This window comes from Noviherbaspirillum galbum, from assembly GCF_010974945.1.
Taxonomy (GTDB): Bacteria; Pseudomonadota; Gammaproteobacteria; order Burkholderiales; family Burkholderiaceae_D; genus Noviherbaspirillum; species Noviherbaspirillum galbum.
The window spans coordinates 13727-40627 of record NZ_JAAIVB010000073.1 but is presented as its reverse complement, the minus strand read 5'-3'; the positions used below and the strand labels follow the sequence as shown (position 1 = coordinate 40627).

24 protein-coding genes are annotated in these 26901 nt (G+C 66.0%); 12 read left to right on the top strand and 12 right to left on the bottom strand.

Annotated elements, in window-relative coordinates:
- The first annotated feature begins 261 nt into the window (after positions 1-261).
- On the top strand, positions 262-2409 hold the full coding sequence (locus G3574_RS21060; protein ID WP_163967519.1) for a DUF1631 family protein: 2148 nt from the start codon (positions 262-264) through the stop codon (positions 2407-2409).
- A 3-nt stretch (positions 2410-2412) separates the two neighbouring features.
- Here G3574_RS21060 and G3574_RS21055 read toward each other — a convergent pair whose 3' ends face one another.
- Positions 2413-3060 carry a 1-acyl-sn-glycerol-3-phosphate acyltransferase gene (locus tag G3574_RS21055; protein ID WP_163967518.1) on the bottom strand — a complete coding sequence of 216 codons (648 nt, stop codon included), beginning with the start codon at positions 3058-3060 and terminating at the stop codon, positions 2413-2415.
- A gap of 173 nt (positions 3061-3233) precedes the next feature.
- Between G3574_RS21055 and G3574_RS21050 the strand changes: the two genes are divergently transcribed.
- Complete coding sequence (locus G3574_RS21050; RefSeq protein ID WP_163967517.1) at positions 3234-3800, top strand: NnrU family protein; 567 nt, start codon at positions 3234-3236, stop codon at positions 3798-3800.
- Between the two features lie 37 nt (positions 3801-3837).
- On the opposite strand, the gene G3574_RS21045 is transcribed toward G3574_RS21050, so the two are convergent.
- Entirely contained in the window at positions 3838-6027 is a 2190-nt protein-coding gene (locus G3574_RS21045) for a putative bifunctional diguanylate cyclase/phosphodiesterase (RefSeq protein WP_328804824.1), read from the bottom strand.
- A 284-nt stretch (positions 6028-6311) separates the two neighbouring features.
- On the opposite strand from G3574_RS21045, the gene G3574_RS21040 reads away from it, so the two are divergent.
- From G3574_RS21040 to G3574_RS21025, 4 genes are read left to right on the top strand one after another with little or no spacing between them, the layout of a single operon-like run.
- Positions 6312-7862 carry a class I adenylate-forming enzyme family protein gene (locus G3574_RS21040; protein ID WP_163967516.1) on the top strand — a complete coding sequence of 517 codons (1551 nt, stop codon included), beginning with the start codon at positions 6312-6314 and terminating at the stop codon, positions 7860-7862.
- A 21-nt stretch (positions 7863-7883) separates the two neighbouring features.
- Positions 7884-8750, top strand: coding sequence for an acyl-CoA thioesterase (locus G3574_RS21035; RefSeq protein ID WP_163967515.1), 867 nt, complete (start codon positions 7884-7886; stop codon positions 8748-8750).
- Between the two features lie 22 nt (positions 8751-8772).
- A complete protein-coding gene (locus G3574_RS21030) occupies positions 8773-9789 on the top strand; it encodes an LLM class flavin-dependent oxidoreductase (protein ID WP_163967514.1) in 1017 nt (338 codons plus the stop codon).
- 2 nt (positions 9790-9791) lie between these two features.
- Entirely contained in the window at positions 9792-10040 is a 249-nt protein-coding gene (locus tag G3574_RS21025) for a hypothetical protein (protein WP_163967513.1), read from the top strand.
- A gap of 30 nt (positions 10041-10070) precedes the next feature.
- Here the strand turns inward: G3574_RS21025 and G3574_RS21020 are convergent, their stop codons facing one another.
- Genes G3574_RS21020 through G3574_RS21000 form a run of 5 tightly spaced genes read right to left on the bottom strand, consistent with a single transcriptional unit; the run spans position 10071 to position 12817 of the window.
- A complete protein-coding gene (locus G3574_RS21020; protein WP_163967512.1) occupies positions 10071-10391 on the bottom strand; it encodes a cupin domain-containing protein in 321 nt (106 codons plus the stop codon).
- Positions 10392-10423: 32 nt separating this feature from the next.
- Positions 10424-11185, bottom strand: coding sequence for an alpha/beta fold hydrolase (locus G3574_RS21015; RefSeq protein WP_163967511.1), 762 nt, complete (start codon positions 11183-11185; stop codon positions 10424-10426).
- An 18-nt stretch (positions 11186-11203) separates the two neighbouring features.
- Positions 11204-11497 (bottom strand): 2Fe-2S iron-sulfur cluster-binding protein, encoded by a 294-nt coding sequence (locus G3574_RS21010; protein WP_163967510.1) that lies wholly within the window; start codon positions 11495-11497, stop codon positions 11204-11206.
- Positions 11498-11531: 34 nt separating this feature from the next.
- Positions 11532-11822, bottom strand: coding sequence for a DUF1294 domain-containing protein (locus G3574_RS21005; protein ID WP_163967509.1), 291 nt, complete (start codon positions 11820-11822; stop codon positions 11532-11534).
- Positions 11819-12817 (bottom strand): alpha/beta hydrolase fold domain-containing protein, encoded by a 999-nt coding sequence (locus G3574_RS21000; RefSeq protein WP_163967508.1) that lies wholly within the window; start codon positions 12815-12817, stop codon positions 11819-11821. The genes G3574_RS21005 and G3574_RS21000 overlap by 4 nt, the downstream gene beginning before the upstream one ends.
- Before the next feature lie 167 nt (positions 12818-12984).
- Here G3574_RS21000 and ltaE point away from each other — a divergent pair, with 167 nt between their 5' ends.
- Both ltaE and G3574_RS20990 read left to right on the top strand, forming a co-directional pair.
- Positions 12985-14058, top strand: a complete 1074-nt coding sequence (gene ltaE / locus G3574_RS20995; protein WP_163967507.1) for a low-specificity L-threonine aldolase — start codon at positions 12985-12987, stop codon at positions 14056-14058.
- Between the two features lie 182 nt (positions 14059-14240).
- A complete protein-coding gene (locus G3574_RS20990) occupies positions 14241-14909 on the top strand; it encodes a hypothetical protein (RefSeq protein WP_235953543.1) in 669 nt (222 codons plus the stop codon).
- A gap of 40 nt (positions 14910-14949) precedes the next feature.
- Here G3574_RS20990 and G3574_RS20985 read toward each other — a convergent pair whose 3' ends face one another.
- Both G3574_RS20985 and G3574_RS20980 read right to left on the bottom strand, forming a co-directional pair.
- Complete coding sequence (locus G3574_RS20985; RefSeq protein ID WP_163967506.1) at positions 14950-15417, bottom strand: Dps family protein; 468 nt, start codon at positions 15415-15417, stop codon at positions 14950-14952.
- An 89-nt stretch (positions 15418-15506) separates the two neighbouring features.
- Positions 15507-17996, bottom strand: coding sequence for a penicillin-binding protein 1A (locus G3574_RS20980; RefSeq protein ID WP_163967505.1), 2490 nt, complete (start codon positions 17994-17996; stop codon positions 15507-15509).
- A gap of 218 nt (positions 17997-18214) precedes the next feature.
- On the opposite strand from G3574_RS20980, the gene G3574_RS20975 reads away from it, so the two are divergent.
- Positions 18215-18643, top strand: coding sequence for a hypothetical protein (locus tag G3574_RS20975; protein WP_163967504.1), 429 nt, complete (start codon positions 18215-18217; stop codon positions 18641-18643).
- Positions 18644-18730: 87 nt separating this feature from the next.
- On the opposite strand, the gene G3574_RS20970 is transcribed toward G3574_RS20975, so the two are convergent.
- Both G3574_RS20970 and G3574_RS20965 read right to left on the bottom strand, forming a co-directional pair.
- Entirely contained in the window at positions 18731-19153 is a 423-nt protein-coding gene (locus tag G3574_RS20970) for a DUF2798 domain-containing protein (protein ID WP_163967503.1), read from the bottom strand.
- 24 nt (positions 19154-19177) lie between these two features.
- On the bottom strand, positions 19178-19498 hold the full coding sequence (locus G3574_RS20965) for a hypothetical protein (protein WP_163967502.1): 321 nt from the start codon (positions 19496-19498) through the stop codon (positions 19178-19180).
- Between the two features lie 141 nt (positions 19499-19639).
- On the opposite strand from G3574_RS20965, the gene G3574_RS20960 reads away from it, so the two are divergent.
- Both G3574_RS20960 and G3574_RS20955 read left to right on the top strand, forming a co-directional pair.
- Positions 19640-20602, top strand: a complete 963-nt coding sequence (locus G3574_RS20960; RefSeq protein ID WP_163967501.1) for a LysR family transcriptional regulator — start codon at positions 19640-19642, stop codon at positions 20600-20602.
- A gap of 92 nt (positions 20603-20694) precedes the next feature.
- Positions 20695-22500, top strand: coding sequence for a serine hydrolase domain-containing protein (locus G3574_RS20955; RefSeq protein WP_163967500.1), 1806 nt, complete (start codon positions 20695-20697; stop codon positions 22498-22500).
- 45 nt (positions 22501-22545) lie between these two features.
- Here the strand turns inward: G3574_RS20955 and G3574_RS20950 are convergent, their stop codons facing one another.
- Positions 22546-23004, bottom strand: a complete 459-nt coding sequence (locus G3574_RS20950) for an Lrp/AsnC ligand binding domain-containing protein (RefSeq protein ID WP_163967499.1) — start codon at positions 23002-23004, stop codon at positions 22546-22548.
- Between the two features lie 137 nt (positions 23005-23141).
- Here G3574_RS20950 and putA point away from each other — a divergent pair, with 137 nt between their 5' ends.
- The gene (putA, locus tag G3574_RS20945) at positions 23142-26885 is read left to right on the top strand and encodes a trifunctional transcriptional regulator/proline dehydrogenase/L-glutamate gamma-semialdehyde dehydrogenase (RefSeq protein WP_235953542.1); all 3744 of its coding nucleotides are present in this window, start codon (positions 23142-23144) and stop codon (positions 26883-26885) included.
- Positions 26886-26901 lie beyond the last annotated feature (16 nt).

Here is a 26901-nt window from a genome sequence, read left to right as displayed (position 1 = left end):
CCGCACCGCTCGTTCCCGCAAAAACACCGCCCGGCGGAAAAGCAGTCCACGGGAAACCATTCATTACAAATTGGGCATTGCCTTGCAGAAACGCCGTGCAACAATGCCTTTCAAGGAGCGGCCCGTCGCCAAGCCGATGCCGGCATTCCGGCGCAGGGCCTCCCATCCCCTCCTTCAAGCCTCGCTTGAACGCAACACGCAACAGCAGAAGAACAGCGTAACGACTCGCAGCATCACTGCAGCACACTTTGCGGTACAAACATGGCAATTCAATTTACCAACTCTACCTTCGATCACATCGACATCGCGACCTCCCATCGCGACGAGATCCTGCTCGAGCTGATCGATACCGCGACGACGACCGCGACGCGGCAGCTCGAGGCCCTGGCGATCCGGCTTGCCGAAGCGCTTGCCCAGGAAGCGCGCATCGAACCCGATCCGGCGGCGGCGCAGCGCTACGCCGCCTCGGCCGGCCTGCTGAAGAAAAGCCGTTTCCCGTTCTGCTTCGCGGCCTCGGACCGGATCGGCAAGGCATTCCGGGCGGAGATCGCGGCCCTCGGCGTCGCGGCCGCGCACGTGGAACAGCTGCCTTCCCATTCGCTCGCGCCCGACCTCGAAGTCGACAAGAAACTCAGCCTGCTGAAAGAAGGCCATGCCATCGAAGCGCTTCATGCGGAGCGCTTCACCGCCCTCAACGCGCGCCTCGGGCATCTGCTTGGACGAGACGCCTTGTCCGCCGCGGAGAGCCCGTTCCGCGCCCAGGTCGTGCTCGATGCCATCCATGAAGCCTGGTGCGACTTCGAAGCCAGCAAGGCCGCGCATCACCTGGTGTATCCGCTGCTGCAGTCCGAGAATTGCGCCGACTTCGGCGCGATCTACCAGGCCTTGAATACCATCCTGGTCAAGCGCGCGGTGCTGCCGAATCTCGTGGTTCCCCGCGCGGAAGCGGCGAAGCCGGCGCCGGAAACGAACGACGACCCCGTGACCTCTCGCCTGCGCACCATGTTTTCGCAGGACAGCGCCCCGGGTCCGGTCAAGGACAGGCCGCTGGGCGGCGCCTTGCCGACCCTTTTCCATGACGACCAGGTGCAGGTGACCGCGGCGCGCAACGAACTGCTCGCCCACATCGCCGCCATCCAGCGCAGCGGCGCCGGACCGATCGGCACGCCCAGCGCCGAGGAGGGCGCCACGCTGCTGTCGCACATCTTGTCCACGATGCCCGCCGAGGCGCGCTCGCGGGAAAACCTGCATACCATCGACCTGCTGATCCGCGTCTTCGACGCCGTCTTCCGCGACGCCGGCATGCCGCCCGAAATGAAAGCGCTGATCGGCTCCCTGCAGGTGCCGGTGCTCAAGGCCACCCTCAAGGACAAGGAATTCTTCTTCAGCGACGATCATCCGGCACGCCGGGTGATCGACTTGCTGGGCCGCCTGGCGGTGGGCTGGGACCGCAAGGCCGGCGCCAACGATCCGCTCTACCAGACCATCCTGCGCAGCGTGAAGCGCATCCAGTCGGATCAGCGCGTCGGCTCCTTCGCCGATGCGCTGGCGGACCTGGAAGCCTGGGTCGGCAGGGAAGAGAGCGCGGAAATGCAGGCCCTGGCATCCAGCGTGGTGTCCATCGTGCGCCAGGAGAAAACCCGGGTGGCGCTGAAGCAGGCGAAGTACGAGGTCGCGCTGCGCGTCGGCACGGGCGAAGTGGCTGCCTTCGTCGAAACTTTCCTTGAAGAGAAATGGGTCACGGTCCTGACGCTGGCGTACAGCGTGAAGGATGAAAAACCCCAGGCCGCGGGCAATGCCGTCAAGACCATGGACGACCTGTGCTGGAGCGTGAAGCCCAAGATCACCATGGAAGAACGCAAGGAACTGATCGCGCGTCTGCCCGCCATCGTCGAGAACCTCAACAAGTGGCTCGACGCGATCCGCTGGAACGAACCCGAGCGCGTCAAGTTCTTCGACGACCTGGCGAAATGCCATGCGTCCATCGTGCGCGCCCCGATGGAATTGTCGCCGGAACGCCAGCTCAAGCTGGCTCTGTCCGTCGCGCAGAAAGCCGCCGAACGCCGTCTCGCGCGCCAGGCGGGCCGGCCGCCCGAACCCCAGCCGGATGAATTCGACCGCCAGGTCAAGGAACTCGGCCGCGGCGCCTGGCTGCAGTTCACCGGCAAGGCGGGCATGAAGGTCAAGGTGAGGCTAGCCTGGGTCAGCCCCCTGCAGAGCCATTTCATCTTCTCGACGGCGGAGCGGGTCGAAGCGATCTCGATTTCCGACGATGACTTGGCGAAATCCCTGCGCCAGGGACGTGCCGCCGTGCTTTCCCTGCCGGGATTCGTCGGCCGGGCGCTGGCCGAAGCGCTCCACGCCGACGGCGACGCCAGCTTCAACGATCCGGCCGCGAAGGCTGCCTGACGGTCAGGCGGGGTGCCCCGCCTGCCTGTCCTTCTCCTGCTCGGCGCTGCGCCACACGACCGGCGCTTCGCAATCCGGGCGCAGTCCCATGCCTTGCGGGTAGGCGCTGCGCACGCGCGCCAGATCCTGCTCGATATCCCCGCTCAGCTGCGCGAATTCCGTCAGGCGGACTTCCTTGTTGCGGTAATCGATCGCCGCCATGCCCAGCGGCACGCCTGCCGTTAAAGCGATGTGGTAGAACCCGCTGCGCCATCCGTCGCGGTAGCGCCGCGTTCCTTCCGGCGCCAGCGCGAGCCAGAAGCCGTCGGCGTCGCGGATGCGTTCCGCCAGCCGCTGGATCGCGCCGGTGGAATTGCCGCGCTCGACCGGCTCGCCGCCCCAGGCCCGCAACAGAGGTCCCAGCAGCAAGCCGCTCGCGCCGGAGAACAAGGCTTCCTTGCCTAGCCAGCGAAACTTCACGCCGATGGCCCACTTGGCCAGCAAGCCGATGATGAAGTCCCAGTTCGAGGTGTGGGGATACACGATGACCACGCCGCGCGGACCGGGCAGCCCCGCGTAGCGCACCCGCCAGCCGGCAAGGGCCAGCATCCGTATCGCAAATCGTTGCAGCATGCCGCGCGCGGCGCCGCAGGTGAGAATGGTGTCGTTCATGATCGAACGATTATCCCTCCGAACGTGCCGCATGGAAATAGACGAACCGGCATGACGGCGCTTGCCATTCCGTCAAGGCTTGTTGCTACAATGCCTGCACCGGCGCGGCACCGGCCCTCGCGGCGCCGAACGCCCACATGCAGACTCACCCGCAAGTCCACAAGGAGAACGGAATGGAAACGCTGTCGCTTGGCCTGGCGCTGTTTCTTGGAGTGCATCTCGTGCCGGTGATCCCGCCGATGCGCCGCGGCTTTCTCGCCACGCTCGGCGAAAAAGGCTACAAGCTCGGTTTTTCCCTGATATCCGCAGTCGGCCTGGTGCTGATCGTGCTCGGCTATGGCAGGGCACCTTCGCAGCCGCAGCTGTTCGCGCCCTATGTCGGCGCCATCCACGCGGCGCCGCTGGTGATGATGATCAGCTTCGTGCTGCTTGCCGCGGCCAACATGAAGACCCGCATCCGCCGCGCCCTCAGGCATCCCATGCTCATCGGCGTCGGCCTGTGGTCGCTGGTGCACCTGCTCGCGAACGGCGAGCTCAAGGCGACCATCCTGTTCGGCAGCTTCCTGGTGTACGTGGTCATCGACCTGGTGTCGGCCACGGCGCGCGGCGCGGTGAAGCCCTTCGAGCCGGTTCCCAGGCAGGACGTCATTGCCGTGGTCTCGGGCATCGTGCTGGCCTTGCTGGTGATGACCTTCCATCGACTGATCTTCGGCGTGAAGGTCGTGCCCTGGGGCGTTTGAGGAATTACTGAGGGATCACTGAGGCGCTACAGACGCATCAGCGCGCCGGCGCCAGCCGGCCGGTCCCTGCCGTTTCCCCGGGCAAGGCCAGCCAGGCGCTGGCAAAGGCGGCGGCCGGCAGCGGCCGGCTGAAGTGATATCCCTGTCCGACGTCGCAGCCGTTCTCCATCAGGAAACGGCGCTGGGCCTCGGTTTCCACGCCCTCCGCCACGACATCCAGGTTCAGGATGCGGGCAAGCGAAATGATCGCCTTGACGATGGCGGCATCGTCTTCATCCGTGGCGATGTCGTTGACGAAGGAGCGGTCGATCTTCAGGATGTCGACCGGCAGCCGCTTCAGGTAATTCAGGCTGGAATGGCCGGTGCCGAAATCGTCGATCGAAATGCGGATGCCCAGCATCTTGAGGCGGGCGAGCTTGTCGAGCGACTTCTCGATGTCGCGCATGACGACGGTTTCGGTGATCTCGAGCTCGAGTAGGCGTGGCGGCAGGCCCGTCGCGGCGAGCACCCCGGCGACCACGTCGACGATGTCGTCGCGCATCAGCTGGCTCGGCGAAAGATTGACCGACACCATCAGCGCATCCCGCCCTCCATGTCCTTCCTGCCGCCAGGCCATGGCCTGGGCACAGGCCGTTCTCAGCACCCAGGCGCCGATGTCGATGATCAGCCCGCTTTCCTCGGCCAGCGGAATGAAGTCGTTGGGCGTCACCATGCCTCTTGCGGGACTGCGCCAGCGTACCAGGGCTTCCGCGCCGACCACGGCGCCGGTCAGCAGGTTGATCTTCGGCTGGTAGTGCAGCACGAACTCGTCGTTGGCCAGGGCCTGCCGCAAGGCGTTGAGCGTGCCGAGGCGTTCGGTGGCGTCCTGGTTCATGTCGGCCGAAAAATACTGGAAATTGTTGCGTCCCAGTTCCTTGGCCTTGTACATCGCCGAGTCGGCGTGGCGCAGCAGGGTTTCGGCATTGTCGCCATCGTTCGGATAGACAGCGATGCCGACGCTGCAGGTGATGCGTAATTCGAGATCGCGCGCCATCCAGGGCCGCGACACCGCCTCGATCACCCGCCCGATGGTGTCTTCCACCGTCTTGCAGTCCTTGTGGTTGCCGAGCACGATGACGAATTCGTCGCCGCCCTGGCGCGCCACCGTGTCGGCGGCGCGCATGCAGGAACGCAGCCGCCCGGCGATCATCTTGAGCAGCTCGTCGCCGAGTTCGTGGCCCAGGCTGTCGTTGACGAACTTGAACTGGTCGAGGTCGATGAAGGCCACAGCCGCCAGGTGCTTGCCGCGCCGCGCGTTGAGCAGCGCCTGCTCCAGGCGGTCGCGCAGCAGGTTGCGGTTGGGCAGGCCCGTCAGGGCATCGTGCGTGGCCTGGAAGCGGATCTTGGCTTCGTAGGCCTTGCGCTCGGTGATGTCGACCACCGAGCCCTCGAAGAACAGGATGGCATCGTCCGGGCCGCGTACCGCGCGGGCGTTCTCGGAAATCCAGATCACGTTGCCGTTGCGCTGGTAGACCTGCGATTCGAAGTTGATGACGGCGCCCTGGCCGTTCATGTGCTGCAGGAAGTCGACGCGGCGCTGCGGATCGACATACAGCTGGCGGTCGAGGTCGCGCAGGGTGTCGATCATCTGCTGCGGCGAGTCATAGCCGTAGATGCGCGCCAGCGCGGGATTGACGGCGAGGTAGCCCTTGTCGGACGTGGACTGGAAGATGCCCTCGATGGCGTTTTCGAAGATGCTGCGGTAGCGGCGTTCCGCCTCCTGCAAGGCATCTTCCGCCGCCTTGCGCTGGGTGATGTCCTGGACGTAGCCTTCCAGCGCGAAGCAGGCGCCGTGCGCGTCCCGGATGCCGGTGCCGCGTTCCCAGACCCAGCGCACCGCGCCATCCCGCCGCACGATCCGGTATTCCAGGCTGAAGCGTTCATTGCGGCGCAACGCATCGAAGATGATGTCCCGCACGCGGGAACGATCGTCGGGATGGATCAGCTCTTCGTAGCTGATGGTGGCGTTGGCGATGAAATCCCCGGGCAGGTAGCCGGTGAGCCCCATGCAGCCCTCGCTCAGGAATTGCATGGTCCAGTTGCTGTCGGCGAGACATCGGTAGACCAGGCCGTCGAAATTGGCGAGCAAATGGCTGAGCAGCCCGGATTCCGGGGAAAATGCCTGCTGGGCCGGGAGAAATGCGCGCGCCATTTTCACGTCGTCGATGAAGCACCCAGGACGGTGCAAGAAGTCGAGATAGTTTTCCTGTAGCAAGTATAGTGCCACGGAAGGCGGCCTGGAACGGATGACGGCGTCTCATTGACCCATCCACCGCCGCCGCTCGCGTTGCCGAGTCACAACACGGTGGCACTGTGTCTCTGCGAACCGGGACGGCAGCTTCGAATCTCACCATGGAATGCGGCATGCACCACTTCGGAACTTGGGGCGAGCCAAGATAATTAAAGCACGGTCGTACGAAAACCAGGAAACTGGTCTAGTATGGAGGCTGGCTTTTCAACTTGAATGCAGCGATGATGACTTCCGTTTCCACACTCGACGCAGCCCTCGAAAAAGACTTTTTCACCCTGCCGGACCTGGTGCGCCTGCATGCCGCCGCGCGCCCCGGCCATCCGGCGCTGGTGCAGGATGGCCAGACCATCGACTATGCCGGACTCGACCGGCTGATGGACCGGATCGCCGCCGCCCTGCAGCGTGACGGCGTGCAACCCACCGAAGCCATCGCGATCTGCGCGTCCTCCTCCCTGCACTATGCCGCCGTCTTCCTCGGCGCGCTGCGCGCCGGCGTGGCGGTCGCGCCGCTGGCGCCCTCGTCGTCGCCGGACAGCCTCGCCGGCATGGTGGCGGATGCCGAGGCCAGGATCATGTTCCTCGACCAGGATGCCGCGGGGACGCTCGACCAGGCCGCCGAATCCGTCGCGGTGAAGCGCATCTTCCTCGACGACGAGGTGGTGTTCGCCAGCTGGCTGCCGGACGAGGACGCATCGCCCGCGCCGGTCCACATCCAGCCGGACTGGCCGTTCAACATCATCTATTCCTCCGGCACCACCGGCGCGCCCAAGGGCATCGTGCAACCCCACTCCATGCGCTGGACGCACGTGCAGCGCGGCCAGGTCAATGGCTACGACCCGAGCGCGGTGACGGTGATCTCCACGCCGCTGTATTCCAACACCACGCTGGTCAGCTTCTTCCCGACCATCGGCATGGGCGGCACGGTCGTGATGATGGCCAAGTTCGACGCCAAGACCTTCCTCGAGCTGGCGCAGCGCCATCGCGCCACGCACGCGATGCTGGTGCCGGTGCAATACCAGCGCATCATGGCGCGCGAGGATTTCGGCAACTACGACCTGTCGTCCTTCCGCATGAAGTTCTGCACCAGCGCGCCGTTTTCCGCCGCGCTCAAGGCGGACATCCTCAAGCGCTGGCCGGGCGGCCTGATCGAGTACTACGGCATGACCGAAGGCGGCGGCACCTGCATGCTCGCGGCCCATGAATTCCCGGACAAGCTGCATACCGTCGGCAAGCCGGCGCCCGGGCACGACATCCGCCTCATCGACGACGCCGGCCGCGAAGTCGGGCCGGGCGAGCTCGGCGAGGTGGTGGGACATTCGGCCGCCATGATGAAGGGCTATCACAAGCAGCCGGCCAAAACCGCCGAAGCGGAATGGCATGACGCCAGCGGCAAGCGCTTCATCCGCACCGGCGACGTCGGCCGCTTCGACGAGGACGGCTTCCTGGTGCTGATGGACCGCAAGAAGGACATGATCATCTCCGGCGGCTTCAACATCTACCCGAGCGACCTGGAGGCGGTGCTGCGGCAGCATCCGGCGGTGCAGGAAGCCGCGGTGGTCGGCGTGCCGTCCACGCGCTGGGGCGAGACGCCGGTGGCATTCGTGGTGGCGTCCGGCCCTGCCACGGCGGACGAACTGCTGGAATGGGCGAACCAGCGCCTGGGCAAGATGCAGCGCCTCGCCGCGGTCGAGCTGGTCGGCGTGCTGCCGCGCAGCGCCATCGGCAAGGTGCTCAAGCGCGAACTGCGCGACGGCTTCGGCAAGACCCTCTAACGTGACCTGAATCTCTTCACCATGCTCGATACCACGCTCTACAACACCGAAGAAATCCTGCGCTTGCTGGACCTGGAGGAGATCGGCGAAGACCGTTTCCGCGGCCAGAGCCATTTCATGGGAAGCCCGAACGTCTTCGGCGGCCAGGTGCTCGGCCAGTCCTTGCATGCGGCGACCGCGACGGTCGATGGCCGGCGCCCGCATTCGCTGCATTCCTTGTTCATCCTGCCCGGCAATCACCGCCTGCCCATCGACTACGAAGTGGAGCGGGTGCGCGACGGCGGCACCTTCAGCACCCGCCGCGTGGTGGCCTACCAGGAAGGCAAGCGCATCTTCGTGACCTCGATTTCCTTCCAGACCGCCGAGGAAGGCCTGTCGCACCAGAAAGCCATGCCCGACGCCAAGCCGCCGGAATCGCTGGCGTCCACGGTGAAGACCTGGAAGGAGAGCGCCGGCAACGGCAAGCGTCCCTTCATGCCGGTGCCGGTGGACTTCCGCGCCGACCACGGCGGCGACCTCTACAGCGGCCACGAGGGCAAGCCCGGCAAATACGTCTGGACCAAGGCGCCGATCACCCTGCCGGACGACGTGCAGCTGCATGAAACCCTGTTCGCCTACGTGTCCGACTATGGCCTGCTCTGGACATCGCTGCAGCCGCATGGCGTACGCATGGGCGACCCCCGCCTGCAGATCGCCAGCCTCGACCATTCCATCTGGTTCCATCGCCCGTTCCGCATGGATGAGTGGTTGCTGTTCGCCATGGAAAGCCCGAACGCGTCCGGCGGCCGCGGCCTGTGCTTCGCCCATGTTTACAACCAGCAAGGCGAACTGGTCGCGACCCTGGCGCAGGAAGGCCTGATCCGCCTGCGCGAGAAAAAGAACCCCTGAACGCGGCGTGCGTCAGACGATCATGAAACGATTGCGCGAGATTCCCCTTTCCCTCCTCGATCTTTCGCCGGTGCAGGCCGGTGGCACGCCGGCCGACGCCTTCCGCCGGTCGCTCGACCTGGCGCGGCACGGCGAACGCTGGGGCTACCACCGCTTCTGGCTGGCGGAACACCATGGCATGCCGGGCATCGCCAGCGCGGCGACGTCGCTGCTGATCGGGCATGTCGCCGGCGGCACGACGCGCATCCGCGTCGGCTCGGGCGGCATCATGCTGTCCAATCACGCGCCGCTGGTGATCGCCGAGCAATTCGGCACGCTGGAATCGCTTTATCCCGGACGCATCGACCTCGGCCTCGGAAGGGCGCCGGGAACCGGCGCCGCCACCATGCGCGCCTTGCGCCGCACGCTGGAACAGGATGGCAACGAATTTCCGGAACAACTGGAAGAACTGCGCGGATTCCTGCAACCCGATCGTTACCGCCAGCGGCACAGCCTGCAAGGCGTGCGGGCGATTCCCGGCGAAGGCCTGGAGATTCCGATCTGGCTGCTGGGATCGAGCGATTTCAGCGCGCGGCTCGCGGCGCAGCTCGGCCTGCCCTTTGCCTTCGCCGGACAGTTCGCGCCAGCCTCGATGCGGCTTGCGCTGACGCTGTACCGGCAACTGTTCCAGCCATCGGAAGCGCTGGCCGAACCCTATGCGATGGTCGGCGTCAACGTGTTCGCCGCAGAGACCGAGCAGGAAGCGCGCCGGCTCGCGACCACGCACCAGCAGATGCACCTGAACCTGCTGCGCGGCGTGCCCGGGCAGATGCCGCCGCCGGTGGAGAGCATGGATGGCCTGTGGCTGCCGCACGAACAGGCGGCGGTGCATGCCAGCCTGGGCGGATCCATCATCGGCGATGCGGAACAGGTGAAGCAGCAGCTGGAGCAGTTCCTGGCCGATACCGGCGCGGACGAACTGATGATCCATGCCATGATCCACGACCACGCGGCACGGCTGCGCTCCTATGAGATCGTCGCGCAGCTGGCTCGGGAGTAACGATGTACATGGTGTACTGGACCGAGTATGACGACGGTGGCGAAGGCGGTCATGCCGTGGCGCATGGCAGGTCCTTCGGTTCGGAAGAGATGGGCGCGGCGCTGAAGTTCATGGAAGAACTGCGCGCCCGGCAGCGCGACGGGGAAAGGATCTGCTTCGTGGCGATGTCTTCGGAAAACCCGGATTCGGTGGGCAAGCCCGGGGTGGCCGATCCGAGCCCCGACTACGACTGGAAAAAACGCCGGCGCTGACGCTGCTCGCCGGCCCCTGCCTGCCGGCCGCTACTTGCCGACCACCGGCGTCGCCTTCTGCGACGACACGAAGATCACCGCGTCGGTCAGGGCACGCACGTCATGGGTTTCGCCCGGCGTGGTGAACATGTAGTCTCCCTGCGCCAGCTCCACGCCGCCCAGGCTCACCATGCCGGACAGCACCAGCACCTCTTCCGTGCCTTCATGGCGGTGGGTGGGAAAGTGCGAGCCCTGCGCCAGGCGCACCACCGAGGACCGGCCGCCGCTTTCGTTGTTACGGAAGAGGGCACGCTCGATGCCCGGGTAGTCGGTGGGAATCCACTCGCGATCGACGGCGCGCTTGACCAGCATGGTTCTCTCCTTGTATGAGTGACACTACTCTATCAAAGAACGCCTTGCTCCGCGCCGGCAATGAATTGCTTGATGGCAGGAATCAGCGTGCCGGTCGCGTTGAGCGTATCGGCATGCCGGACGCCGGGAATGGCGACGAAGCGCGCGCCCTTCGCTTGCGCGGCGCGATGCGCCGGCACATGCCGTTGGTCGTGCTCGCCCACGCACACCTGCACCGGCATGGGCAGCCGCAGGAAACCGGCCTCCATGCTGTCGCGATCGATGGCCGCAGCGCACAGTGCGCGCAGGTCGTTGAGCAGCAGCATGCGGCGCGCCTCCGGTCCGAGCGGCTCGCCGAGGAAGCGTTCGAAGGCGGCAAGGAAGACATCGCCATCGCTGCCATCCACGCCGGCGAAGGCATCGAAGCGTTCCGCGTAGGGATGCGCGCCGACCAGGGTCAGGGAAGCCACGCGTTCGGGCGCCTGCAAGGCCATGCCGAGCGCCATCCAGCCACCCATGGAAAAGCCGCAGAAATGCGCCTGCCGGATGCCGGCCGCCTCGAGCACCGCATGGACGTCGCCAAGCCGGAGCCCGAGCGCATAGGCTTCGCGCGCATGTGGCTTGCCGCTCTTGCCATGGCCCCGCGCATCGACCAGCACGACGCGATGCGTTCTTTCAAAGGCGCTGGCATAGCCGAGCACTTTCCAGTGCGCGCTGCTCGACCCGAAACCGTGCAACAGGACGAGCGCCGGCGCGGCAACGTCGCCGCGCGCATCGTAGTAGACCGGCACGCCATCATGGTCGGCAAAGGCCATCGTCTTCTCCCCGGGGAATCAGGCGATGCGCCGCGCGGCCGGCGCGTCGAGCACGAGGTCGGATTGCGCATAGGCGACGCACGGCAGGATGTAGTTGTCGGCCTTCTCTTCCGGGGTCAAACCGGGCCACTCGATGCGGTACGCCACCTTGCCCTGCACGAGGCGGCACATGCAGGTACGGCAGGTGCCGTTGCGGCAAGACGTGGGAAAACGCACGCCGCCCATCAGCGCGGCGTCGAGCAGCGGAACGGCATCGGTGATTTCGACGGGATCGCCGCCGGCGACGAAGCGCGCTGTGAAATGTTGGTCCATTGCCAAGCGCTTGCAGGGCAAGCGACGAAAGAATTCAGGATGAGGTGCCGGGAATTGTAGCAAGCCAGGCCAGGGCCAGCAGGTGCAGCACGGCGCTCGTCCACAGGACCGCATGGAAGCCCGGCTTGCGCGTCTTGTGGCGCAGCAGGTGCCGGCCCAGCAAGCCTCCCGGCCAGCCCCCGAGCAGGGCCAGCAGGTGCAGCGTGCGCTCCGGCGTACGTCTGGCCTGGCGCCGCGCCGCCGCCTTGTCGCGGGCATAGGCGCCGAAGGTAACGATGCTCAGGCTGGCATACCAGGCGGCGAGCACGCCGGCGATCGGCGTCACGGATTCCGGCGCAGCAGCGTGTCAATGGCGGGATCGAGCTGTTGCAGGAAACGCTCGACCTCGGCGGTGTACACCGGGTCCGCGCCGAGCCGCTCGTTGATCTGCGCGTGGCTCATGTCCTTTTCCAGCGTGCCGGCGCGCGCGCCGAGCGAGGCGTCGCGCGCGACGAAGGCATGGGCCTGCTGGCAGGAGGTGACGCGGCGGCTCGAGCACACCGCCAGCAAGGGCGCGCTTGCCTGCGCGAGCTGATGGTAGGGCGACGCGAGCTGCCAGTATTGCGGATCGTTGCCGAAGGCCTCGTCATACAGGCGGAAATGCCGTTCCTGCATCACCTTGGGAATGTCGTATCCCGCGCTGTCGAGCGCGACGGTGCCCAGCCATGGGCGCGCGCCCGCGGCCGAAGCGGTGGCGGGGGAAGCGGCGAGGTAAGCCACCAGGTGCGCCCCTGCGGAATGGCCGATCAGGACGAACTTGCCGGGGTCGGCGCCCCAGTTCGCGGCGCGCTGCTGGGCTGCGGCAAGCGCGGCCGCGACATCGCGCGCCTGGTCGACGGGGCGGGTGTCGGGAAGCATGCGGTAGTTGGTGGAGATCACGATGAAGCCGCGCGGCACCCAGTGCGCCACCTTGTTCTCGACGACGTTGGACATGGCCTTGTCGCCGCGCCTCCAGCCGCCGCCATGCACCAGGAAGAGCACCGGCGCCGGTTGCTGCAGCCTCGCCTGCGGCAGGTAGACGTCGAAGCGCTGCAGCGGGTCGGCGCCATACGCTTCGTTGCGCAGCACGCGCACGCCATCGGGCACGCGGGCCGGCCCGCCGCCATGGCCGTCGTCGAGTTCGCCGTCCTGCCGGACGTCCTGCTGGCCATGCTGTTCATGCTGGGCGCGGCGTTCCGCGAGGCGGTCGCGCAGGGGTCCGGCAACGGAAACCTGTGTGGCAAGCACCGCCGCGATGGCGAACGAGGCAAGGACATGGAACTTCATCGGCAGACCAGGCATGCTTTTCCTCCAATGGCAACGTGGCGCATGAAAAACGTGCTGCATAAGGTAGCGCGCCGCCGCGCGAATGACAATGTTTTCCGCCCGCGGCAATCATGCGCATCGCGCCAAAACCAGGAAGCGGAGAAAAACGGATAATGTCGGCTCATCATTTTTCGAGGTTGATCATGAGCGATTTTCGTAGCGACACCGTGACGCAGCCGACGGCGGCGATGCGCCAGGCGATGATGGACGCGCCGCTGGGCGACGACGTGTTCGGCGACGATCCGACGGTGAATCGCCTGCAGGAAACGGCGGCCGCCATGCTGGGTTTCGAGGCGGGCCTGTTCGCGCCGAGCGGCACGCAGACCAATCTCATCGCGCTGATGACGCATTGCCAGCGCGGCGACGAAGCGATCGTGGGCCAGCAATGGCATACCTATCGCTGGGAGGCGGGCGGCATGGCGGTCCTGGGTTCGGTCCAGCCGCAGCCGCTGGAGCACCAGCCGGACGGCACCATCGCGCTGGCCGACATCGAGGCCGCCATCAAGCCTGACGATCCCCATTTCGCGCGCAGCCGGCTGGTGGTGGTGGAAAACACCACCGGCGGCAAGGTGCTGCCGATGCAATATATGCATGACGTGGCGGCGCTGGCAAAGGAGAAGGGCTTGCGCGCCCACATCGACGGCGCGCGGCTGTTCAACGCGGCGGTGGCCCTGGCGGAAGGAAGCGGCGCAGGCGATCCGGCGGCGACCGCGCGCGACTTGTGCGCCGGCTTCGATTCGGTGTCGCTCTGCCTGTCCAAGGGACTCGGCGCGCCCATCGGCTCGCTGCTGCTCGGTTCGCAGGAATTCATCCGGCAGGCCCGGCGGGTGCGCAAGATGCTGGGCGGCGGCATGCGCCAGTCGGGCCTGCTCGCCGCCGCCGGCCTGCATGCCCTCGAGCACCATGTGCGCCGCCTGCGCGAAGACCACGCGCATGCCGCGCTGCTCGCCCAGGGCCTAGCCGATGCCGCCGAAGGCAACGACAAGCTCAAGGGCAGGACGGTGCTGCATCCGGTGCAGACAAACATCCTGTTCATGGACGTGGACACATCGGTGGCCGATGCCTACCTGGCCTTTCTCGCCTCGCAGAAGATCCAGGTCACGAGCGGCATCTACAAGATGAAGGACGGCGCGATGCGCCGCATCCGCTGGGTCACGCACCTCGATGTCGGCCGCGGCGATGTGGAAAGGGCAATCGAGGCGACGCGCCTGTTCTGAAGCTCGTCGAGGTTCGTTGAAGCTTGCTCAACGTCCTCCGCGCGCGTCCGGCCGTCGCGCCGAACGTCGTGCCGGATTGCCGGTTTTCATGGAACCGGCTTGATTTCCGCCGGTCCTAAGCGCCTGTACCACGGGAAAGCTTGCCTCTTAAAAAGCTTGCCTGTCATTCAGACAAAGGGACCATGCGGAATTATCTTTGGGCAGCGGCCGCGGCGGCAGGCATGACCGTCGCGCTCTCGGCGCAGGCGGACGTCAGCGTCATCGGTGAGGTGGGCACGACGGGCATCGGCTTCCATGCCGCCGTTCCGGTGCGGGAAAGCGTGAACGTGCGGCTCGGCCTGGGTTATCTGGGCTACTCCTACCATGGCAGCGCGCGCGACATGAACTACGAGTTGTCGATGCGGGCCAGCACCTACGATGCCTTGGTCGACTGGTATCCCATGCAGGACAGCGCCTTCCGGATGACCGCCGGCCTGGCCTACAACGCCAACAAGATCGACGTTGCCGCCAGGCCGAACGCATCCGGCAACTATGTCGTCAATGGCAATACCTATGGCGCGGCGAATACCGGCAAGGTGACGGGCAAGGTCGATTTCGGCAAGGTGGCTCCCTACCTCGGCATCGGCTGGGCGCGAAAGGTGGATAAGGGCTGGTCGGTGTCTTCCGACGTCGGCCTGCTGTTCCAGGGCTCGCCGCGCAGCACGCTGCGCGTGTCGGGATGCACCGCGCCCGGCGAGGTCTGCAGCCAGTTTGCCTCGGACGTCGCGCGCGAGAACGCGAGCCTGACAGATGAAGTCGGCCGCTTCAAGGTGTATCCGGTGCTGCGCGTGGGATTGAGCTACAAGTTCTAGGCCCGGTCGCGGACCGGGCCTTCGCGGCGGGCGCTGTTCATCATTCCAGCATGGAACGCAGCATCCACGCCGTCTTTTCATGGATCTGCATGCGCTGGGTGAGCATGTCCGCGGTCGGCTCGTCGCCGGCCTTGTCGACGATATCCATCATGCTGCGCGCGGTGCGCACGACGGCTTCCTGGTCCTGGGTAAGCTGGCGGATCATTTCCTTGGCGTCGGGCACGCCATCCGGTTCCTTGATCGACGTCAGCGCGGAAAACATGCTGTAGGTGCCGGGCGCGGGACTGCCGAGCGCGCGGATGCGTTCGGCGATCAGGTCCACCGCCTCGGCCAGCTCGGTGTACTGCGTTTCGAACATCAGGTGCAGCGTCTGGAACATCGGGCCCTTGACGTTCCAGTGAAAGTTGTGGGTCTTGAGGTAAAGGGTGTAGGTGTCGGCGAGCATGCGCGACAGACCGTCGACGATTTTCCGGCGGTCCTGTTCGGAAATACCGATATCCATTTCCATGCAGATTTCTCCTGGTTGTCCATTTGTTACTCGTCTAGGACAACGTCACCCTTGCCGCGTTCACCGGCGTCCATCCCTGTTCGCCCGCTTCAGTGATTCGGATCGGAGAACACCGAGTCGCCGCCGGACATGGCGGTGCCGCCGCTCGACGTGCCGCTGCTGACTCCCGCCGTGCCGTTGCCGCCGCCGGCCAGTCCGCGCAGGAATCCGCCGAGCGAATCGCCATTGCCCGCCGGCTCGTCGCGGCGGCGCACCGACTGGATGCCGTTGGGACCGATCACCAGGGTCGTGCTGCCGTCGCGCGTGGTGACCACGCCGTAGCCGGGCGGCAGGTTGGCCGGATTGTCGGGCGTGTCGTCGGGCGCGGTCCATTGCGGCGGCGCCTGCACGAGCACCGGGGCGGGACGCTTCGGCTGCGGGAATTTCGCCTTGGTGTCGATCAGCTTCGCCTTCAGCGTATCGCGGAAAAAATCGCCGACGAGCAGAGCTGCATTGTGGCCGCCCTGGCCCCAGTAATCGCTGCGCATGGTGATGCGCGAATCGTTGAAGCCGACCCAGGCGCCCGCCACCAGGTTGGGATGCATGAGGATGAACCAGCCATCGGTGTTGTTCTGCGTGGTGCCGGTCTTGCCCGCCAGGTCAGCGACCAGGTTGAAGCGCGTCGACACCATGCTGCCGGTGCCGCGCTTGACCACGCCGCGCATCATGTCGATCAGTTCGACCGCGGTATCTTCGGTCATGACCCGCTGCGATTCCGTGCCGAACTCCGCAACGACGTTGCCCTCGCGGTCCTTGATGCGCTTGATGAACACCGGCCGGCGGTATTCGCCGATCTGGGCAATGGTGGAATACGACGACACCATCTCCAGCAGCGTGACGGGGCTGGTGCCCAGGGCCAGGGACGGCACCGCGTCGAGCTTGCTTTGCTTGATGCCGGCGGCGCGCGCGAGATTGATGATGTTGGGCAGCCCGGCTTCCTGCATCACCTGGGCGGTGATCGTGTTGCGCGAATACACCAGGCCGTCGCGCATGGTGACGAAGCGCCCGCTGGCCGGCGTCATGTCGGTCGGGCGCCAGATGCTGCCGTCCGGGGAACGGATTTCCACCGGGCCGTCCTGGTAGACGCGGTCCGGCCGCAGCCCGAGCTCGAGCGCGGCGCCATAGACCATGGGCTTAAAGGTCGAGCCGGGCTGGCGTTCCGCCTGGGCGACATGGTCGAACTGGTCGACGTCGAAGTCGCGGCTGCCGACCCAGGCCTTGATCTCGCCGCTGGCCGGGTCCATCGCGAGGAAGCCGGCTTCCAGCCGCGTCTTGGCATTGCGCAGCCGCGCCATGAACTTGCTGTTGCCCTTGAGCTTGGCGATCACCGCATCTTCCTTCTGCCCGGCCGCGACGGCCTTGCGGAACTCGGGCGACTCGCGCACGAAGCTGTCCACCAAGTCGGCGCGTTCCTTCCAGAATTGCTTGAACGGTTCGACCTTCTTGCGCAGGCCGGCGTAGGCCGTCGGCGAGTTCGAGGCGACGCGCTTGCTGCTGCTGGCCCATTCCACGTCGGCAATGTTTTGCAAGACTTCCGTTTCGCGCTCCACCGCCTGCGTCGCCGCGTCCTGCAGCTTGTCGTCGATGGTGCTTTCCACCACCAGCCCGTCGGTATAGATGTTGTAGTCGTTCTTCTCCGCCCAGTCGATCAGGAAGCGTCGCACGTAGGCGGCGAAATGCGGCGCGCTGCCCAGCGGGTCGGGCTGGCGGTATAGCTTGACCTGCAGCGGCTGCTCCTTCATGGCGTCGAATTCCTCCGCGCTCAGGTGGCCATGCTTGACCATCTGGCCAAGCACCACGTTGCGCCGCTTCTGGGCGCGGCCGGGCGCGAGGATGGGGTTGTAGTAGCTGGTGCCCTTGAGCATGCCGATCAGGGTGGCGCTTTCGAGCACGTTGAGATCGGCCGCCGACTTGTCGTAGTAGGTGCGCGCCGCCATCTCGATGCCGATCACGTTGTAGAGGAAGGGCACGGTGTTCAGGTAGAGCTCGAGGATCTGGTCCTTGGAATAGGCTTTCTCGAGCTTGAGCGCGGTGATCATTTCCCGCAGCTTGCGGTCGACCGAGCGGTCGCGTCCGATTTCCTCGGGGAACAGGTTGCGCGCGAGCTGCTGGGTGATGGTGGATCCGCCTTGAGCGTCGCCGCGCAGCGTGTGGTAGACCGCCGAGACGGTGCGCTTGAGGTCGATGCCGGGATGCTCGTAGAAGCGATGGTCTTCGGTGGACAGCAGGGCTTCGACCACGTGCGGGGAAATCTGGTCGAGGTGGACTTCTTCCTGGTATCCCCGGCTGTAGGTCGCGAGATGTTCGCCCGAGGCGGAGACCAGCACGCTGGGCTGGGCGCCGCGTACCGCCAGCACGTCGTCGATGCTCGGCGTGGTAGGTTCGATCTGCGAGAAATACGCATAGGCAACGATGGCCACGCCGACGAGCAGGATCAGCACGGAGCCGGTGATGTTGACGGTGTGGCGCACGAAGGCGCGGGCAAAGGAAATGATGCTCGCCCGGGCACCATGGTGCTGGGGTGTCGGGTCGTCGACCATGGATATCGCTTGCTATTTAATGAATTGGAGTTTGGACAAGGCCATCGCCAGTTGGTTTTGCCGGCTTGCTAGAAACGGCGCAAGCGCGGCCGCGGCGGCATGCTGTAGCGCAATCGGGGACGCGCGGTGTTGGCGGCGGTTGACGCCGCTACGGGCGCGAGATGAGGAAAACGCCGCGGCATGCTTAAATCGGGGTATCAGCCGCCATCCCTTTTCCCATGCCCTTCCTGCTGCCCTGTTTTTATCTCGACGAACCGCTGGACGAGGAAGACCTTGCCTTCGTCCGCCGCTCCCTCACCGGACACTGGGCGAGGTTCAAGACCGGCGCCGCCGACGTGGAGCAGCGCCGCGTGCCGGCGGTGCTCCCCGCGCCGGATGAACACGGCCGCTACGCCGATACCCGTGAAGAGCGCGCGGAGCGCATTCGCGCCAACCTGCGCCATGCCGGCATCCGCCAGTGGAATGGGCGCCAGGTGCTGTGGGTCATGCCGCGCGACACCGACTGGGACGCGATCTTCCAGTTTGCCATCCGGGAAGAGACCGGCTTCGGCCCCTACGTGGCGCAACGCTGGTTTCCCGAGAACGGCGTGCTGGTCAGAAACACCATCCGCATCGTCGACACCGACGCCATGCTGCGCCGCCTCTGATCCGGCGGGCCAAAAGAAAAAAGCCCCGCCGGTCGTCGATCGGGCGGGGCGAATCCATCCTAGGCGGATAGAGGAGACATCGTTTCCTTACGTGGCGTGGTTGTCGCTTTTCACCAGGCGCAGGGCGGTCAGGCCGTGCTTGCGGGTGACGCGGCGCGACGCCTGCATCACGTCGGCAACGCCGAGACCCGGCTGCTTCGCCGGCGGCGCGGACAGGCGCGTCACGACCGGGGCCAGCAGGTAGGTCATCGGGAAAGCGAAGGGCCAGGACACCAGCCACGATTCCAGCCAGGCGGCGACGACGTCATGCTGCGGCTCGCCGATGGCGACCATGATGGCGGCCATCATGCAGGTGATCGCGCCGCTGAGCACGAAGGCGGGCAGCAAGGAAGCCAGCGCGCGGGAACGGCGCAGTCGCGCCGGCGACAGGCTTGCCGGCGCGCGCGACGCTGCCGGCAGGGTGCGGGCGGCCTGCCAGACCTGCGGATGGGGGCGGATGACGGTAGGCATGATGCGTTTCGGTCGTCGGCGGCCTCAGTTGCCGCGCGCGGCGATGGCGCGCAGTTCGGAGGCAAGGCTGGGATGCGCGGCTTCGACGTCGCGCGCCATGCGGTTCAGGGCCAGGACGCCTTCGGTGATGCTGCGGAAGCTGCGTTCTTTCCGTGTCGCACGCGGCTGGATCACCAGCAGGCCGGCGCGCAGCAATCCGGTCAGCAGCGGCCGGAACAGCATCATGAATGCGGCGAGCATGCCGAAGCCGAGCAGGGGGCGCATGATGCCGGCGGAAGCGCCGACGGCGGTGTGGAAAGCCGGCAGGACGGCGTGGGCGGGAAGGGCGATGGTAAAGATAGACATGGTGGAACTCCTAAACGGCGTAATCGTCAATTTCGTCTTTGCTGCATTGCAGTATAGGGACGCATGAGTTATAAAACCAATTTCATGTCGGCATATCAGATATAATTTCCGGAAATAACTAGTTGACTGGGAGACCCACCCATGAGCTTTCTGACACTGGACCTGAACTTGCTCCGCGTCTTCGATGCGGTGATGACGGAACAGAACCTGACCCGGGCGGCCAACCGCCTGGCGATGACGCAGCCGGCGGTGTCCAACGCCTTGCGGCGCCTGCGCGACGCGCTCGGCGACGAACTGCTGATCCGCACCGCGCACGGCGTCAAGCCGACTTCCCGCGCCGAAACCCTCTGGCCGTCGGTGCGCAGCGCCCTGTCGCAGCTGGAAGAAGCGATCGTCCCGGAAAAGACTTTCGACATCACTACCGCGCGCCATACTTTCCGCCTGGCCATGGCTGATGCCACCGCCGCGCTGTGGCTGCCGTCGCTGGTGCGATCCATTGAAAAGGAAGCGCCCGGCATCATGATCCGCATGGTGCCGCTGACCACGCGCGAACCGCGCCCAATGCTGCTGCGCGGCGACATCGACCTCGCGGTGGGTTTTTTCCCGGGCGTGGTGGCCCAGCTGACCGGCGCCCAGAATTCACTGGTTTCGCCGATCCGCCATGAGCAGCTGTATTCCGGTCGCTATGTCTGCGTGATGCGCAAGAATCATCCGCTGGCCAAGGAAGAGCTGACGCTGGACAACTATTGCGATGCGAACCACCTGCTCGTGAGCTTTTCCGGCCGCGCGCACGGCCTGGTGGATGAGGCGCTCGCAAAGCTCGGCCGGGAAAGAAAGATCCTGCTCACCGTCAACCAGTTCTTTACCGGCGGCCGGGTGGTGGCGACCTCCGACCTGATCACCGTGCTGCCGCGCCACCTGATCGCTTCCACCGGCATCACCGGGGCGCTGATCACCAAGGAACTTCCCTTCGACCTGCCTTACGTGCACGTCGACATGCTCTGGCATGAGCGCGATACCCGCAGCCCGGCGCACCGCTGGCTGCGAGACCACCTCAGCGGTTCGACGCGCAAGACCTTCACCATGATGGGAATCCAGGCCTGAACGACGCTCGGCCTCTCGAGGCGAGTCCGGGATTGCAAGCTTGACACTATCCGAGGCCGCGGCATAAGCTGCGCGCTGGAAAGGAACCGCCCATGCGCCTCGCTGCCATCTTCGCTTCACGTCTCGTCCTCGCGGGCGCATTCGGCCTTGTCGTGGGCGGCTGCGCCGCGCCGCCGCGCCCGCCTGCCGACATCCCGCGCAACCAGTACGATGCCGTCGCCGACTATGCCGGCGAGCTCATCCGCTACCGCATGGACAAGGCGGACATCACCGGCCTGAGCATCGCGCTGGTGGACGACCAGCGGGTGGTCTGGGCCCGGGGCTTCGGCCTCGCCGACAAGGCCGGGGGCGTCCAGGCCACGGCGCAGACCACCTACCGCGCCGGATCGATCACCAAGTTGCTGACCGCCACGGCCGCCATGCGCCTCGCCGAAGACGGCCGGTTCGACATCGACAAGCCGCTGGCAACCTACCTTCCCGGCTTTTCCATCCGCAGCCGCTTCGGCGGCACGCCGCCGGTCACGCCGCGCATGCTGATGACCCATCACTCCGGCCTGCCCAGCGACCTGCAGCAAGGCATGTGGACCGCGCATCCGCAATCCTTCACGACCGTGGCCCAGCGGCTGCACGACGACTACGCGGCGTATCCGCCGAATACGGTCATGTCCTATTCCAACCTCGGCTATGCCCTGCTCGGCCACGCGCTGCAGCAGGCGTCCGGGGAGGACTATGCCGCGCTGATGCAGCGCCTGGTGCTGGGTCCGCTCGGCATGCACGATGCGTCCGTTTCGTCCGCGCCGGAAGGTCCGTTGATGTCCAAGGGCTATCGCAAGGGCAAGGAGGCGGCGGAGTTCCCGCTGCGCGACGTGCCGGCCGGCGGACTCAATGCCAGCGTGATGGACCTGTCGCGCCTGCTCGAGATGGTGTTCGCCGACGGCCTGTCGGACGGCAAGCGCGTGATCGGCGCGCCGGCCCTGCATGAAATGTTGCAGCGGCAGAATGCCGACGTGCCGCTGGACCGCGACTTTTCCATCGGCCTGGGCTGGATGATGACGCCCATGCAGCGGCTGTCGCCGGAAGACACCGGGCCGGTGCTGCGCCACGGCGGCGCCACCGTGCTGCACCGGGCGCAGCTGATCGCGCTGCCGCGCCACAAGCTGGGCGTGGTCGTGCTCGCGAATTCGCCCTCCGCCGGCGGCGTCGTCAACGAAGTTGCGGAGGCGACCCTGCGCCTCGCGCTGCAGGCCAAGACGGGCATGCATGAATCCCGGCGCGAGCGGCCTCGCACCAGCATCGCCGTGGTGTCGGAGCAAGACCTGCATGCCTTCGTCGGCTACTACGCCACGCCCTATGGTTTCGTGAAGGTGGACGGCACCGGCGTGAACCTGCATGCGGATGTGCTGGGCCGGCGCCTGCACCTGGCGGTGCGCAGCGACGGCAAGCTGGGACTGCAGTACCGGCTGCTCGGCATGGTGCCGCTGTCCATTCCGGGCCTGTCGAATTTCGGCCTGTCGCGCGACACCATCGCCGGCAAGGAAGTGCTGCTCGCCGATTCGGGCGGCTACGTCTCGCTGATCGGCGAAAAGATCGCGCCCGTACCCTTGTCGCGCAAATGGCTGGCGCGGCTCGGGGAATATGAAATCATCAATGGCGGCGACGCGGCCTTCTTGCCGTCAAAAATCTCGCTGCGGGTGGAGGATGGCTTCCTGCTGGTGGAATCCCGCGTGCCCGACCTCAGCGAGGAAACCATCCGCATGGCGGTTTCGCCGGTCTCGGATTCCGAGGTGGTGGTGATGGGGCTGGGAAGGCAGATGGGGGAAACGATACGCGTCGAGACGGTCGACGGCGAGGAGCGGGCGTACTACTCGGGATACATCCTCAGGCGCAAGACTGACTGAGCGCCGGCTGAACGCCTTGCCGGGCAAGGCAGAAGCCTGGCGCGTTCAGCGGATGGGCAGCTTGGTGGTGTTCTTCACTTCTTCCATCACCGCATAGGTGTGGGTTTCGCGCACGCCCTTCAATTGCAGCAGCGACTTGCCGAGGAATTCGCGGTAGGCGTTCATGTCCTTCACCCGGGCCTTGACCAGGTAATCGAACCCGCCGGCCACCATGTGGCACTCCAGCACTTCCGGAATGACCTGCACGCTGCGCTTGAAGGCATCGAACACCTCCGGCGTGGTGCGGTCGAGTACGACCTCGATGAAGACCAGCAGCGACACGTCCAGCAGCTGGGGATTGAGCTGGGCGGTGTAGTTGACGATGTACCCGGCTTCCTGCAGCTTGCGCACCCGTTCCAGGCAGGCGGCGGGCGAGAGGTTGACCCGCGACGCCAGCTCGACGTTGCTGATGCGCCCGTCGTTCTGGAGTTCGGAAAGAATCTTCTTGCTGATCTTGTCGAGCATGATGATGACTCTAAAATTTTCTTCGGCGCGATTGTCCCACAAAATAGAAAATTTCGATAGCGAGGGTTATTTCCAGAATAAATCCATAGCGAACCTCAATACAATCGGAACATCATTTTTTCGATCCGATGACACCCATGCAAATCGCTTCCAGGGACCTGCCCAAGGCACAGTCACCCTCTTCTCAACCACGCTCCTCCAGCCAGCCATTCAGCGCCTTCCATGCCGACGTCCGGCACGAGGCAACGCCCCTGCGCGCCGCCATTACCGCGGCTTACCGGCGCGAGGAAGGCGAAGCGGTGCGCTGGCTTCTCGGCCAGGCCTCCACGACTCCCGCCGCGGGCGAGCGCATCCAGGCCATGGCGCGCAAGCTGGTGCAGGCGGTGCGCGAGAAGCGGACCCGCGCCTCCGGCGTGGACGCGCTGATGCACGAATTTTCGCTGTCTTCCGAAGAAGGCGTGGCGCTGATGTGCCTCGCGGAAGCCTTGCTGCGCATTCCCGATCACCAGACCGCCGACCGCCTCATCGCCGACAAGATCAGCAAAGGAGACTGGCGCAAGCATCTCGGCGAATCGCCTTCGCTGTTCGTGAACGCCGCCACCTGGGGCCTGCTGATCACCGGCAAGCTGGTCTCCACCAACAGCGAGCAGGGACTGGGCTCGGCACTGACCAAGCTCATCGCCCGCGGCGGCGAGCCGCTGATCCGCAAGGGCGTGGACCTGGCGATGCGCATGCTGGGCAACCAGTTCGTCACCGGCCAGACCATCGAGGAAGCCCTTGCCAACAGCCGCGACAATGAAAAGCGCGGCTACCGCTACTCCTACGACATGCTCGGCGAAGCCGCCCTGACCGAAGACGACGCCGCGAAGTACTACGCCGCCTATGAACAGGCGATCCATGCCATCGGCCACGCCTCGAATGGCCGCGGCATCAAGGATGGCCCGGGCATTTCGGTGAAGCTGTCGGCATTGCATCCGCGCTACTCGCGCGCGCAGCACGCACGCGTCATGTCCGAACTGCTGCCGCGCCTGCAGCGCCTGCTGCTGCTGGCGAAGGAATATGGCATCGGCCTGAACATCGACGCCGAGGAAGCCGACCGGCTGGAATTGTCGCTGGACCTGATGGAAGCGCTGGCCTTCGACCCGCAACTCGCCGGATTCGACGGCATCGGCTTCGTGGTGCAGGCCTACCAGAAGCGCTGCCCCTTCGCTATCGACTACCTCGTCGACCTCGCGCGCCGCAGCGGCCGCAAGTTCATGGTGCGGCTGGTGAAGGGCGCCTACTGGGATGCGGAAATCAAGCGCGCCCAGGTGGACGGCATGCCCGGCTTCCCGGTCTACACCCGCAAGGTGCATACCGACCTGTCCTACCTGGTCTGCGCGCAGCGGCTGCTGGCCAGCACCGATTGCATCTATCCGCAGTTCGCCACGCACAATGCCCATACCCTGTCGTCGATCTACACATGGGCGAAGGAGAAGGGCGTGGAAGCCTACGAGTTCCAGTGCCTGCACGGCATGGGCGAAACCCTGTACGACCAGGTGGTGGGCGCCGACAAGCTGGACAAGCCCTGCCGCATCTATGCGCCCGTCGGTTCGCATGAAACCCTGCTGGCCTACCTGGTGCGCCGCCTGCTGGAGAACGGCGCGAATTCTTCCTTCGTCAACCAGATCGTCGACGAGAACGTCCCGATCGATGCGCTGATCGCCGACCCGCTGGAAGTTTCCGCCAAGCTGGGCGGCAGTCCGCATCCGAACATCCCGCTGCCGCTCGACCTCTATGGCAGCGAGCGCCGGAACTCCGCCGGCATCGACCTGAGCAACGAAGACAGGCTGCGCGAACTCGACGACGCCTTCCGCGCGCAGGGCGCCGGCCAGTGGCAGGCCGCGCCGCTGCTCGGCGAAAAAGCCGGTGTTGCCGCGGTTGCGTCGGTTGCCGCGGTTGGCAATGCGGCCGCGCAGCCGGTGCGCAATCCCGCCGATCACGCCGATATCGTGGGCCACGTGGTGGAAGCCGACGAAGACACGGTGCGGCAGGCGCTGGCGATCGCGGAAGCGGCCGCGCCGGCATGGGAAGCGACGCCGCCAGCCACGCGGGCCGATGCCCTGCGCCGTGCCGCCGACCTGATGGAAACCAAGCTGGCCGAACTCATGGCGCTGGCGATCCGCGAGGCGGGCAAGTCGCTGCCGAATGCCATCGCCGAGGTGCGCGAGGCCGTCGATTTCCTGCGCTACTACGCCGCCCAGGCAAGCAGCGAACCCGCCGCGCCGGCGCTCGGCCCGGTGGTCTGCATCAGTCCCTGGAACTTCCCGCTGGCGATCTTCGTCGGCGAAGTGAGCGCCGCGCTGGCGGCCGGCAACGTGGTGCTGGCCAAGCCGGCGGAACAGACGCCGCTGATCGCCCACCGCGCCGTTTCCATGCTGCACGAGGCAGGCATCCCGCGCGCCGCGCTGCAATTCCTGCCGGGACGCGGCGAAACCGTGGGCGCGACGCTGACCGGCGACGCGCGCGTGCGCGGCGTGATCTTCACCGGGTCGACGGAAGTGGCGCAGCTGATCAACCGCACGCTGGCGCGCCGCGCCGCCGAGGAAGGGCAGGACATTGCGCTGGTGGCGGAGACCGGCGGCCAGAATGCGATGATCGTCGATTCCAGCGCGCTGCCCGAGCAGGTGGTGCAGGACGTCATCAGTTCCGCCTTCGACAGCGCCGGCCAGCGCTGCTCGGCGCTGCGCGTGCTTTGCCTGCAGGCAGACATCGCCGACCGCACCCTGACCATGCTCAAGGGCGCGATGCATGAACTCAGGCTGGGCAGGCCCGACCGCCTCGCCATCGACATCGGCCCGGTGATCGACGCCGAAGCGCAGCAGGGACTGCTGGCGCACATCGACCGCATGCGCGGCAAGGCCAGGGACTTCTTCCAGCTCGCCTTGCCGCCGGAATGCGCGGACGGCACCTTCGTTCCCCCGACGGTCATCGAGATCCAGTCGCTGTCGGACCTGAAGCGCGAAGTGTTCGGACCGGTGCTGCACGTGCTGCGCTACCGGCGCGACGAATTGCCGCAGCTCATCGATGCGATCAATGCGACCGGATACGGCCTGACGCTGGGCATTCATTCGCGCATCGATGAAACCATCGACTTCATCACGTCTCGCGCCCATGTCGGCAATATCTACGTCAACCGCAACATCGTGGGGGCGGTGGTCGGCGTGCAACCCTTCGGCGGCGAAGGCAAGTCTGGAACCGGACCCAAGGCCGGCGGGCCGCTGTACCTGAAGCGGCTGCAGCGCAAGGCGGCGGTGGCGCGCGGCGCGCACACCATCCACGCCCGCAGCGCGCAAGGCGATGGCGCGGCGCTGCTCGATGCCTACCTCGGCTGGGCGGAAAGCCATGGCCACGCCCGGGTCGCGGCGCTGGGCAAGGATTACCTGCGGGCCACCCTCCTGGACACCACGCTGGTGCTGCCCGGCCCGACCGGCGAACGCAACACCTTGTCCTTCGCGCCGCGCGGACGCGTGTGGTGCGCGGCCGCATCGACCGAATCCCTGCTGAACCAGCTGGCTGCGGTATTTGCCACCGGCAATTTCCCGGTGGTGTCGCCCGACACCCAGTCCTTGCTGCCGGAAGGCCTGCCGCGAGCGGTCCGCGGGCGCATCGGCGTGGCCGGCGCGAGCGACGGCGCGGACCTGCACATCGCGCTTGTCGACCAGTCGCTGGCGGGCGCGCTCGCGCCGGCGCTTGCCGGCCGGGATGGCGCGCTGGTGCCGCTGGTGGAAACCCACGAGCAGGAAGCCATCGCGTTGTGGCGGCTGGTGGCCGAGCGCGCGCTGTGCGTCAACACCACGGCGGCCGGCGGCAACGCGAGCCTGATGACCCTTGACGCGTAAAGATTGCGCGTAAAAA

Coding starts and splice junctions, on each gene's coding strand:
- G3574_RS20960 (WP_163967501.1), top strand. CDS start 19,640: ATGAGCTTTCTGACACTGGACCTGAACTTGCTCCGCGTCTTCGATGCG.
- G3574_RS21015 (WP_163967511.1), bottom strand. CDS start 11,185: ATGGCCTTTGCCGACCATGATGGCGTGCCGGTCTACTACGATGCGCGC.
- G3574_RS20980 (WP_163967505.1), bottom strand. CDS start 17,996: ATGGTCGACGACCCGACACCCCAGCACCATGGTGCCCGGGCGAGCATC.
- ltaE (WP_163967507.1), top strand. CDS start 12,985: ATGAGCGATTTTCGTAGCGACACCGTGACGCAGCCGACGGCGGCGATG.
- G3574_RS20990 (WP_235953543.1), top strand. CDS start 14,241: ATGCGGAATTATCTTTGGGCAGCGGCCGCGGCGGCAGGCATGACCGTC.
- G3574_RS20975 (WP_163967504.1), top strand. CDS start 18,215: ATGCCCTTCCTGCTGCCCTGTTTTTATCTCGACGAACCGCTGGACGAG.
- G3574_RS20985 (WP_163967506.1), bottom strand. CDS start 15,417: ATGGAAATGGATATCGGTATTTCCGAACAGGACCGCCGGAAAATCGTC.
- putA (WP_235953542.1), top strand. CDS start 23,142: ATGCAAATCGCTTCCAGGGACCTGCCCAAGGCACAGTCACCCTCTTCT.
- G3574_RS20970 (WP_163967503.1), bottom strand. CDS start 19,153: ATGCCTACCGTCATCCGCCCCCATCCGCAGGTCTGGCAGGCCGCCCGC.
- G3574_RS21030 (WP_163967514.1), top strand. CDS start 8,773: ATGAAACGATTGCGCGAGATTCCCCTTTCCCTCCTCGATCTTTCGCCG.
- G3574_RS20950 (WP_163967499.1), bottom strand. CDS start 23,004: ATGCTCGACAAGATCAGCAAGAAGATTCTTTCCGAACTCCAGAACGAC.
- G3574_RS21010 (WP_163967510.1), bottom strand. CDS start 11,497: ATGGACCAACATTTCACAGCGCGCTTCGTCGCCGGCGGCGATCCCGTC.
- G3574_RS20955 (WP_163967500.1), top strand. CDS start 20,695: ATGCGCCTCGCTGCCATCTTCGCTTCACGTCTCGTCCTCGCGGGCGCA.
- G3574_RS21020 (WP_163967512.1), bottom strand. CDS start 10,391: ATGCTGGTCAAGCGCGCCGTCGATCGCGAGTGGATTCCCACCGACTAC.
- G3574_RS21055 (WP_163967518.1), bottom strand. CDS start 3,060: ATGAACGACACCATTCTCACCTGCGGCGCCGCGCGCGGCATGCTGCAA.
- G3574_RS21060 (WP_163967519.1), top strand. CDS start 262: ATGGCAATTCAATTTACCAACTCTACCTTCGATCACATCGACATCGCG.
- G3574_RS20965 (WP_163967502.1), bottom strand. CDS start 19,498: ATGTCTATCTTTACCATCGCCCTTCCCGCCCACGCCGTCCTGCCGGCT.
- G3574_RS21000 (WP_163967508.1), bottom strand. CDS start 12,817: ATGCCTGGTCTGCCGATGAAGTTCCATGTCCTTGCCTCGTTCGCCATC.
- G3574_RS21025 (WP_163967513.1), top strand. CDS start 9,792: ATGTACATGGTGTACTGGACCGAGTATGACGACGGTGGCGAAGGCGGT.
- G3574_RS21040 (WP_163967516.1), top strand. CDS start 6,312: ATGATGACTTCCGTTTCCACACTCGACGCAGCCCTCGAAAAAGACTTT.
- G3574_RS21050 (WP_163967517.1), top strand. CDS start 3,234: ATGGAAACGCTGTCGCTTGGCCTGGCGCTGTTTCTTGGAGTGCATCTC.
- G3574_RS21035 (WP_163967515.1), top strand. CDS start 7,884: ATGCTCGATACCACGCTCTACAACACCGAAGAAATCCTGCGCTTGCTG.